Raw genomic sequence first — 8,213 nt, 5'->3', positions numbered from 1 at the left:
GATACATAGTGACAAGAATAGTCTTAAAAAAATTTCTTTTTTATCATGATATTAATTGAGATGCCTGTGATTTTATGTACATAGCGTGAATGATGATAAAAATAATATCTATCAAACGATATAGATATGAATTTGCAATTATTCTGTATTCATTATTTGCCCGAAAACAAGTAATATCATTGCCGTAAGTAAAGCGTGATTAGGTTACTCCCTTATTTTTGGAGAATTTTCTTTGATTAGCGTTCTTCTTGTTGATGACCACGAACTGGTGCGCGCAGGGATACGACGCATTCTTGAAGACATCAAGGGTATCAAAGTAGCGGATGAGATGCAGTGTGGCGAAGATGCGGTAAAATGGTGCCGTAACCATATTGTTGATATCGTTTTGATGGATATGAATATGCCCGGCATCGGCGGGTTGGAGGCAACTCGTAAAATTTTACGCTTTTCCCCAGATACTAAAGTTATCATGCTAACTATCCATACAGAAAACCCGTTACCTGCGAAAGTTATGCAGGCTGGTGCGAGTGGATATCTGAGTAAAGGTGCGGCACCTCAGGATGTGGTAACTGCAATCAGAGCTGTCCATTCGGGGCAGCGTTACATTGCATCTGACATTGCACAACAAATGGCTTTGGGGCAGTTAGAGCCGCCGACAGAAACACCTTTTAGCTGTTTGTCAGAGCGTGAGTTACAAATTATGATAATGATAACGAAAGGCCAAAAGGTGAATGAGATATCGGAGCAACTTCATCTGAGCCCGAAAACTGTGAACAGCTACCGCTATCGGATGTTTAGCAAGCTGAATATTAGTGGTGACGTTGAATTGACTCACTTGGCTATCCGCCATGGCTTGTTCAACGCGGAGACATTATCTAATAGTGACTGATTGTTTTGATTCTAAAGAGTTTTTGAAAACTGTCACCAGCCAACCTGGTGTTTACCGTATGTATGATCAGGCGGGGACAGTTATTTATGTTGGTAAAGCAAAAGACCTTAAAAAGCGTCTGACCAGTTATTTCCGCGCTCATGTTGCTAGCCGTAAAACAGAAACTTTAGTTAAAAACATTGCGCAAATTGACGTGACTGTCACTCACACTGAGACGGAAGCGCTACTGCTTGAGCATAACTACATCAAACTTTATCAACCTCGCTACAACGTACTGTTGCGGGATGATAAATCCTACCCACTTATTTTTCTCAGTGCGGATAAGCATCCACGTTTAGCTATTCATCGCGGGGCAAAGCATGAAAAAGGGGAATATTTCGGGCCATTTCCGAATTCCTATGCGGTCCGCGAAACTTTAGCATTGCTGCAAAAGCTTTTTCCTGTCAGACAATGTGAAAACAGTGTCTACCGCAATCGCTCACGGCCTTGCCTGCAATATCAAATTGGTCGTTGTTCTGGGCCATGCGTGTCAGGGTTAGTGAGTGAAGAAGAGTATCAACGTCAAGTCGATTATGTTCGTTTGTTCCTGTCAGGCAAAGACCAGCAAGTCTTGACGCAATTGATCTCTCGCATGGAAGAGGCCAGCCGATTGCTTCATTTTGAAGATGCGGCACGTATCCGTGATCAAATACAGGCTGTAAGGCGCGTTACGGAACAACAGTTTGTTTCTGGCGATAGCGAAGATCTTGATGTGATCGGTGTGGCATTTGATGCCGGGTTAGCCTGTGTCCATGTGCTATTTATTCGGCAGGGAAAGGTTCTGGGAAGTCGCAGCTATTTCCCCAAAGTTCCTGCGGGAACGGAACTGAGTGAAGTTGTTCAAACATTCGTCGGGCAGTTCTATCTGCAAGGAAGCCAGGTACGTACGCTTCCAGGTGAAATTTTGTTGGATTTCACGCTCGCTGAAAAAGACCTATTGGCATCTTCTCTTTCTGAATTAGCGGGAAGAAAAATCCAGATACAAAGTCGCCCTCGTGGTGATCGCGCACGTTATCTCAAACTTGCGCGCACCAATGCGTCTACGGCGCTGGTTACTCGTTTATCCCAGCAATCAACTATTCATCAACGAATGAAAGAATTAGCCAAGATTCTCAATCTTGATGAGATAAATCGCATGGAATGTTTTGATATCAGCCATACGATGGGGGAGCAAACTGTTGCATCTTGCGTGGTATTTGATGCAAATGGCCCTGTACGTTCGGAATATAGGCGCTACAATATTAGTGGTATCACGCCGGGTGATGATTATGCAGCGATGTCCCAAGTGCTCAAACGTCGATATGGCAAAGCGTTAGACGACAAAAAGATCCCGGATGTTATCTTTATTGACGGTGGTAAAGGTCAGTTATCTCAAGCTTTTGATGTTTTTGCCTCGCTCAATGTACCGTGGGACAAGCAAAAGCCGTTATTAGTTGGGGTAGCAAAAGGCAGTGACCGAAAAGCAGGGTTGGAAACATTGTTCCTGGCTGCTGAGGGTGAGGGCTTTTCATTGCCACCAGACTCACCCGCATTACATTTGATTCAACATATTCGTGACGACTCGCATAACCATGCCATAACAGGGCATAGGCAGCGTCGTTCAAAAGTAAAAAATACTAGCGCATTAGAACTAATAGAGGGAGTGGGCCCTAAACGGCGGCAAATATTGCTGAAGTATATGGGGGGACTGCAACCTTTACTTAACGCTAGCGTCGAGGAAATTGCAAAAGTGCCGAGTATTTCACAAGCATTGGCAGAAAAAATCTACAATGCATTGAAACACTGAAGCTAATGTTGCACCATACTCATAATATCCACACCAGCCAGATAGTTATCGTAGCATTATGCAATTGAATATACCGACTTGGCTTACCCTGTTTCGTGTAGTACTCATCCCATTCTTCGTTCTGGCGTTCTATCTGCCATTCGTCTGGGCTCCGATGGTTTGCGCCATCATATTTGTGTTTGCAGCCGCAACCGATTGGTTCGATGGCTTTTTAGCTCGGCGCTGGAAACAGACAACCCGCTTTGGGGCTTTTCTTGACCCGGTAGCGGATAAAGTGATGGTGGCCATTGCGTTGGTCTTGGTTGCTGAGCATTACCATGTTTGGTGGATTACTCTGCCAGCAGCAACGATGATTGCTCGTGAGATTATCATTTCTTCCCTCCGCGAATGGATGGCCGAAATTGGTAAACGCAGCAGTGTTGCGGTCTCATGGATTGGTAAAGTCAAAACAACCGCTCAAATGGGCTCATTAGTTGGCCTACTTTGGCGGCCAGATCACAATGTTGAACTGGCGAGTTTTGTTCTCCTCTACATTGCTGCGGTCCTGACATTTTGGTCAATGTTTCAATATTTAAACGCTGCCTGGAAAGATTTGCTCGAACCTTGATCGAAGCGCCGGAAAAAGCAGCAAACGAACGAATTAGTCTGATAATTTTATTGACTCATCGCGTCAGGTAAGTAGAATGCATCGCATCAGACGGCAGCAATGAAATGTCGAAAGATAGCAAAAGAATCAGTAAGTTCTGATGTTGCGGGAATAGCTCAGTTGGTAGAGCACGACCTTGCCAAGGTCGGGGTCGCGAGTTCGAGTCTCGTTTCCCGCTCCAAATTAGTAGGTTTGCTATAAGCTAACCTCAGTAGTAAGGCAAAGAAGAGTAAGGCGCGTTGGCAGAGTGGCCATGCTACGGATTGCAAATCCGTCTACCTCGGTTCGACTCCGGGACGCGCCTCCAGTTTTCCAGAGCCCGGGTGGTGAAATCGGTAGACACAAGGGATTTAAAATCCCTCGGCTTATGGCTGTGCGGGTTCAAGTCCCGCCCCGGGCACCATGGAAACAAATCTAAGTAAAACAAAGTAGTATGAGTATGTCGTTAACCGCCGAGAGGCGGTTTTTTTGTGCCTGAAATCACATTTAGGAAGATGTTAGGAAGATGCTTTAGGAACATAAAGTTGCTCAAAGTGTATTTTTAAGCAATTTTCCTTGTCCATTAGACCTAATTCTCAGTCGTATTCGTGCACCAGTTGCAAACATGCTTCTGGCGCGTTTAACTGCTTCAGGTGTCATCCCCCCCTACTCGCCCCACCGCTTTCGCAGCAGTTTGTTCAATTTAAAGATTCAATAAAGAAGAGGTTATGGCTTACTTTGATAGCCCACAAAGATCCGGACGCTCTCCCTAACCAGGTCAAATTGAAACCCAGTTTTGCATTTATTAAGCAGGAACAACAGGCCATTCAATTTCTGGTGCTGTTGATAGATCCAGCTTCTTCAATTCGATAATGTACTTCTTAACCGAAACTAATTTTTCGCGGTCAGCGTCAGTAATGATATCCAATATCAAATCAGACTGTAGCCCGTCGATATCAGCACGAACAAGTGACAATTTGTGCTCTCTTATTTGCTCCGCATCTGAAACTAAAATCGCTTTGAGCTTTTCCTGATTAACAACAATGGCATCACGTTTACCATTAAACTCCCAGGCTGCCTGGTATTTTTGGCCTGGTAATTTACTGCGCTCAATGATGAGAAAATAATCATCGTGACTAAATGAGTCGAGACTCGCCTGACTGTTAAAATTAACCACTGATAAACCTGCTTCGTCTTTGTACACGGCTACGAACAAGTCGTCATAGATAATCTCTTCATCAACAACCAACAACTCATCATCTGGCACTTCACCATCGGTATCTAAGTTTTTCATGTTTTATACTCCTGTACTGAAAACAACGAATTGGATTTCATTTTGATCCTGGAGGCTGTAATCAACCCCGCCGTCGCCGGGCGTCAGAATGCGAAATGAAGTGGCTGCTTTTGAAGTTATTGTCGGTTCATGTGTGTTATATGCCCCATCAACCCCAACCATTACCGCATATGTGCCGGGCATTGCACTGGAAAATACTACGGTATATGTACCTACCGCATTGCGTGTCACGCTTGAAATGCCTACGGAGCCAGAAACGGCCCCTGTTTTAGCGTTGAACACGGCAAATGCACGGGCTGTGCGTGTTGATAGCCAACCGCCACCCCACTGAGTGCCGGTGATATTGCCAGTGGAGATAATAAGCGCATAACCGCCTGCTTGCCCCTCCCCAACAACAACATCAGATTTAGACAGTACGCGCCCACCACGTAAGTCCCCCGTGATATCCCCGCGTCCACCCACAGAGAGATTTTCACCGGCTATTAGGTTTTTAGTTGCCTGAACATTCAGACCAGATGCAACCCCCGTACCGGCGTATAAGTTGCCGTTATTGCAAGCAATATTGCCGTTAGTTGCGATGATATGACCGTTAGTAGAAGTGATGTTTCCGTAAGCCGATAGTGTGCCGTTTACGCTGGTATTTTTGTTTAGTGAAACCTCGCCGGAGGTGCGATTGACATAGATAATCCCGCCGTGTGTTGCATTAATGATGCGAAAATTACCGTTGGTATCAATATCAAGCGATGCTGCAAGAGCGCCAGACTTGTCGAAAAAATCAATCTGGCCACCTTCTGTGGTGCCATAACCTCGAACCTCAAGATTCTTTACGCCAAGGTTGCCCGCTAATTGAATATTGTCATCTGTGGTATTAATGAAAGGCAGGGTAATATCTTTAGAACCATCAAAATCTACACCACTGATTTTTCTTGCGGTCGCCAGTTTTTCCGCTGCTTTAGCGGTGCCAGCGACGGGCAGTGCGGCATCAATCGCGGCCTTTACCGCCTTTGGTGTAGCCGCTAACGTTTCGCTGGTGCTATTAGTCGCACTACTTAACTGAACAATCCCTTTTTGATTAGTCGAGGCTGAGGGCAAATTACTATTGGCATAGCTCTTAATGGCTGACTCCAATTTAATTTGGAGTTCGGCTATCTTCCCATCATCCAAAACATCTTGTTCGGAGTTGTCAGCGATAAACTGCGCGAGCATTGACGCCATAAATGCCGCCTGACGCCAAACGATATTAAGTTGCTCCGACTTTGCCACCCCCGATGAGAAGCCCCCTACCCGCGCCGGTAATGATTCATATTCAGCCTGCGGCATGACGTTAGCGTCAACACCGAGCCCAAAAGGAAGTATTTCATTCTTAGCCATGTGCTTTCCTTAATGATAAACCCCATGACGAACGGTCAAATCCTGAGGAATATTCGTTATCTAAATCGAAGCCGAATAACGCCCCGACCTCGGTTGAAATGATGTAATTCGTGACGCCAACCCCTGCCGGTTTAACGTCTAAATATCCTTGTGCAATAACCGCCCGCATCACTGATGAAATTTGCTCACCGGCAATGTAAATAGTCATGGTCATGTCGAAGTTATCGACGGCGAATATCTTGGTGCGCCCGTCAGGGAAAATGCCCTGGTAGATATCACTGAGAGTTTCTACCGTGCCGTCCCAGTGGTTAGCCTGGATTTTTGCCCGCAGTATCGTGCGGTAAGTCTCATCATCCAATCGGGTAAAACCGGTTAGCGAGTCATATGGCCCTTTCCAACTACCAAAATCAAAACCCAGCCCCTCGGTATCCAGTGAGAAATAGACATCGGTGATTGGCGTTCTGATATTTCGGCCAATCCCCACCCACAGCCCGACCGCATCCTCTTGATTGCCTGTTGAGCTATCGAGGTCAAAGTCGTTTGTAAGTTGATTTGTCGTTTGCTGGATACCGAGGAACGGTGCGGTAATTAGAGAGATATGATCGTAAAACTTAGGCTTATTTTTGTGATATGGCGTGATGAGACGTTGATATTTAGTCTCACTCATTAAGTCACCACTAAAGTTATATTCTCCGGCACACAAGCAGCGGCATCGTTAAAGGCTATCTCAATATTGCTTTCAGATAGCGCCACAGGGGAAATGCCGATTTCCAACAAAGTAATATCGTAAGTCAGTCGTTCGATGCTGCCATTTAATTGCGCAGGCAGATCAAGCCGCTTAATCCGCACCGGCTCGCCAATTTCTATCTCGTTAATATATTCCACGATTGAGTTTTTAATTGCGGTTCCAATTGATGAGGTATAGCCCTGTAGCGCCTTAATTTCTAATCTGACATAAATCTGTACGGTGCCTTTACGGAAGAAATTAATCGGGTGAACAATGCCATACTTATCTTTAATCGGGATTGTGGTGGTACCGTACGTCCCAGAACCTGGCCCCTTTTTCAGGGCGATAGTTTGTGCGATCTCTGTTGCATCACCGCCATCGACCACGATAGAGATCGAATGGCTGGGTATTCCGTTGGAGTCGGTAATGTTGGTGTCGTTCTCATAGCCACGATAGCGCTCAACACCACCAATGCCCGCGATAGCCCCTAAGATACCATCCAGCACCGTGCGCGACGGTAGCGCCACTGATACCGCCTGCCTGACACGCAATTCTGCATCCATTTCTACCGGCTTGCCCGGCGTGGCTGCTGTTGGGTTATTAACACTTAACCAGCCTCGCGTCGGCGTCGCTATTTCTTTTACCGTGTTGGCCAGTGCAACAATCGCACCTGGCACCGAACAAATCGCCGTGGCGGTTGCTGTGCCATCCAGACCAATAATCACGCTGGCCGGTAAATCCCAGCGCACACCATCAGCATCACGCGCAGCGCCGTTGGTTATCACCAGCCCGACGCTGCCAGTGAGCAGTATATCGACTGTAGAGTTGGTTTCCTTATTGCGCTTAATACCGTTAATTTTCACATTGCTGGAAAGCCCATTGCCGACTGCGGTTGCCGGAGAAAACGAGTTATATACCGCAATGGCGCTATTGTTAGCATCGTGAATTCCCAACGCATATAGAGTAACCATTTGCCCGTCTTTACTGTCAGCGTCCAGATAGCTATCACCGCCATAAATCTCTTGGAAATAACTGACCAGAGTGCTGCGAATAGTCTCGAAATCGGGCGCAGTTATCCCCGTAGCGCTGACAATTGCATTCAGCCCTAACGTATCAAGGTTTAACATTTATGCCTCGCTGGTCACGGTGGTAATACCGTAGAGGGTGTCTATTGTGGCGGTGAAAGTGACGCGACGATTGTCGCCGGTGTAACTAGCTTCAAATTCCAGAATGGTGTTAACGCCCTGCGTATCAAGAATGCGCTCCCGGATAGCCAGGATATAAATATCAGATCGTTGCTTGCCGAGTACCGACTGGATATAAGGCGTACCCTCGGTTAAATCTAAAAACCACTGACCGCGCCATAACTCAAAGCGGGTTTTCACCGCCTGAGCGACCGCCTCCGGTGAGTCGATCAGGAAAGTGTTATCACCCTGACCGAATGTGTAATCGCCGTTCTCGTCCTCTCTGCGATAGCGCATA

At 46.4% G+C, this 8,213-nt stretch carries 8 protein-coding genes and 3 tRNA genes; 6 read left to right on the top strand and 5 right to left on the bottom strand.

What is annotated here, in order from left to right; all coding sequences use genetic code 11:
* Positions 1 to 232 precede the first annotated feature (232 nt).
* The 6 genes from uvrY (at position 233) to HU019_RS16285 (ending at position 3,763) form a co-directional block, all read left to right on the top strand.
* Positions 233 to 889 carry a UvrY/SirA/GacA family response regulator transcription factor gene (uvrY, locus tag HU019_RS16310; RefSeq protein WP_050077511.1) on the top strand — a complete coding sequence of 219 codons (657 nt, stop codon included), beginning with the start codon at positions 233 to 235 and terminating at the stop codon, positions 887 to 889.
* Complete coding sequence (gene uvrC, locus HU019_RS16305) at positions 882 to 2,714, top strand: excinuclease ABC subunit UvrC (protein ID WP_174847527.1); 1,833 nt, start codon at positions 882 to 884, stop codon at positions 2,712 to 2,714. The genes uvrY and uvrC overlap by 8 nt, the downstream gene beginning before the upstream one ends.
* Before the next feature lie 58 nt (positions 2,715 to 2,772).
* A complete protein-coding gene (gene pgsA / locus HU019_RS16300; protein WP_019080796.1) occupies positions 2,773 to 3,321 on the top strand; it encodes a CDP-diacylglycerol--glycerol-3-phosphate 3-phosphatidyltransferase in 549 nt (182 codons plus the stop codon).
* A 144-nt stretch (positions 3,322 to 3,465) separates the two neighbouring features.
* Positions 3,466 to 3,541 (top strand) — tRNA-Gly (locus HU019_RS16295).
* Positions 3,542 to 3,593: 52 nt separating this feature from the next.
* Positions 3,594 to 3,667 (top strand) — tRNA-Cys (locus HU019_RS16290).
* A 10-nt stretch (positions 3,668 to 3,677) separates the two neighbouring features.
* A tRNA-Leu gene (locus HU019_RS16285) sits at positions 3,678 to 3,763 on the top strand.
* 381 nt (positions 3,764 to 4,144) lie between these two features.
* Here the strand turns inward: HU019_RS16285 and HU019_RS16280 are convergent.
* Genes HU019_RS16280 through HU019_RS16260 form a run of 5 tightly spaced genes read right to left on the bottom strand, consistent with a single transcriptional unit; the run spans position 4,145 to position 8,212 of the window.
* Positions 4,145 to 4,633 carry a tail fiber assembly protein gene (locus HU019_RS16280; RefSeq protein ID WP_174847526.1) on the bottom strand — a complete coding sequence of 163 codons (489 nt, stop codon included), beginning with the start codon at positions 4,631 to 4,633 and terminating at the stop codon, positions 4,145 to 4,147.
* Positions 4,634 to 4,636: 3 nt separating this feature from the next.
* A complete protein-coding gene (locus HU019_RS20190) occupies positions 4,637 to 6,004 on the bottom strand; it encodes a tail fiber protein (protein ID WP_227739306.1) in 1,368 nt (455 codons plus the stop codon).
* Positions 5,997 to 6,671: a DUF2612 domain-containing protein gene (locus tag HU019_RS16270; RefSeq protein WP_174847525.1), complete on the bottom strand. Its 675-nt coding sequence runs from the start codon at positions 6,669 to 6,671 to the stop codon at positions 5,997 to 5,999. Before HU019_RS16270 ends, HU019_RS20190 begins: the two co-directional genes overlap by 8 nt.
* Positions 6,671 to 7,858 carry a baseplate J/gp47 family protein gene (locus tag HU019_RS16265; protein WP_174847524.1) on the bottom strand — a complete coding sequence of 396 codons (1,188 nt, stop codon included), beginning with the start codon at positions 7,856 to 7,858 and terminating at the stop codon, positions 6,671 to 6,673. The genes HU019_RS16270 and HU019_RS16265 overlap by 1 nt, the downstream gene beginning before the upstream one ends.
* Positions 7,859 to 8,212, bottom strand: coding sequence for a thioredoxin domain-containing protein (locus HU019_RS16260; RefSeq protein WP_174847523.1), 354 nt, complete (start codon positions 8,210 to 8,212; stop codon positions 7,859 to 7,861).
* Position 8,213 lies beyond the last annotated feature (1 nt).

The sequence above is a fragment of the Yersinia artesiana genome (assembly GCF_902726545.1).
Classification (GTDB): domain Bacteria; phylum Pseudomonadota; class Gammaproteobacteria; order Enterobacterales; family Enterobacteriaceae; genus Yersinia; species Yersinia artesiana.
The sequence above is the reverse complement of the archived record's forward strand: the minus strand, read 5'-3'. Positions and strand labels throughout refer to the sequence as shown.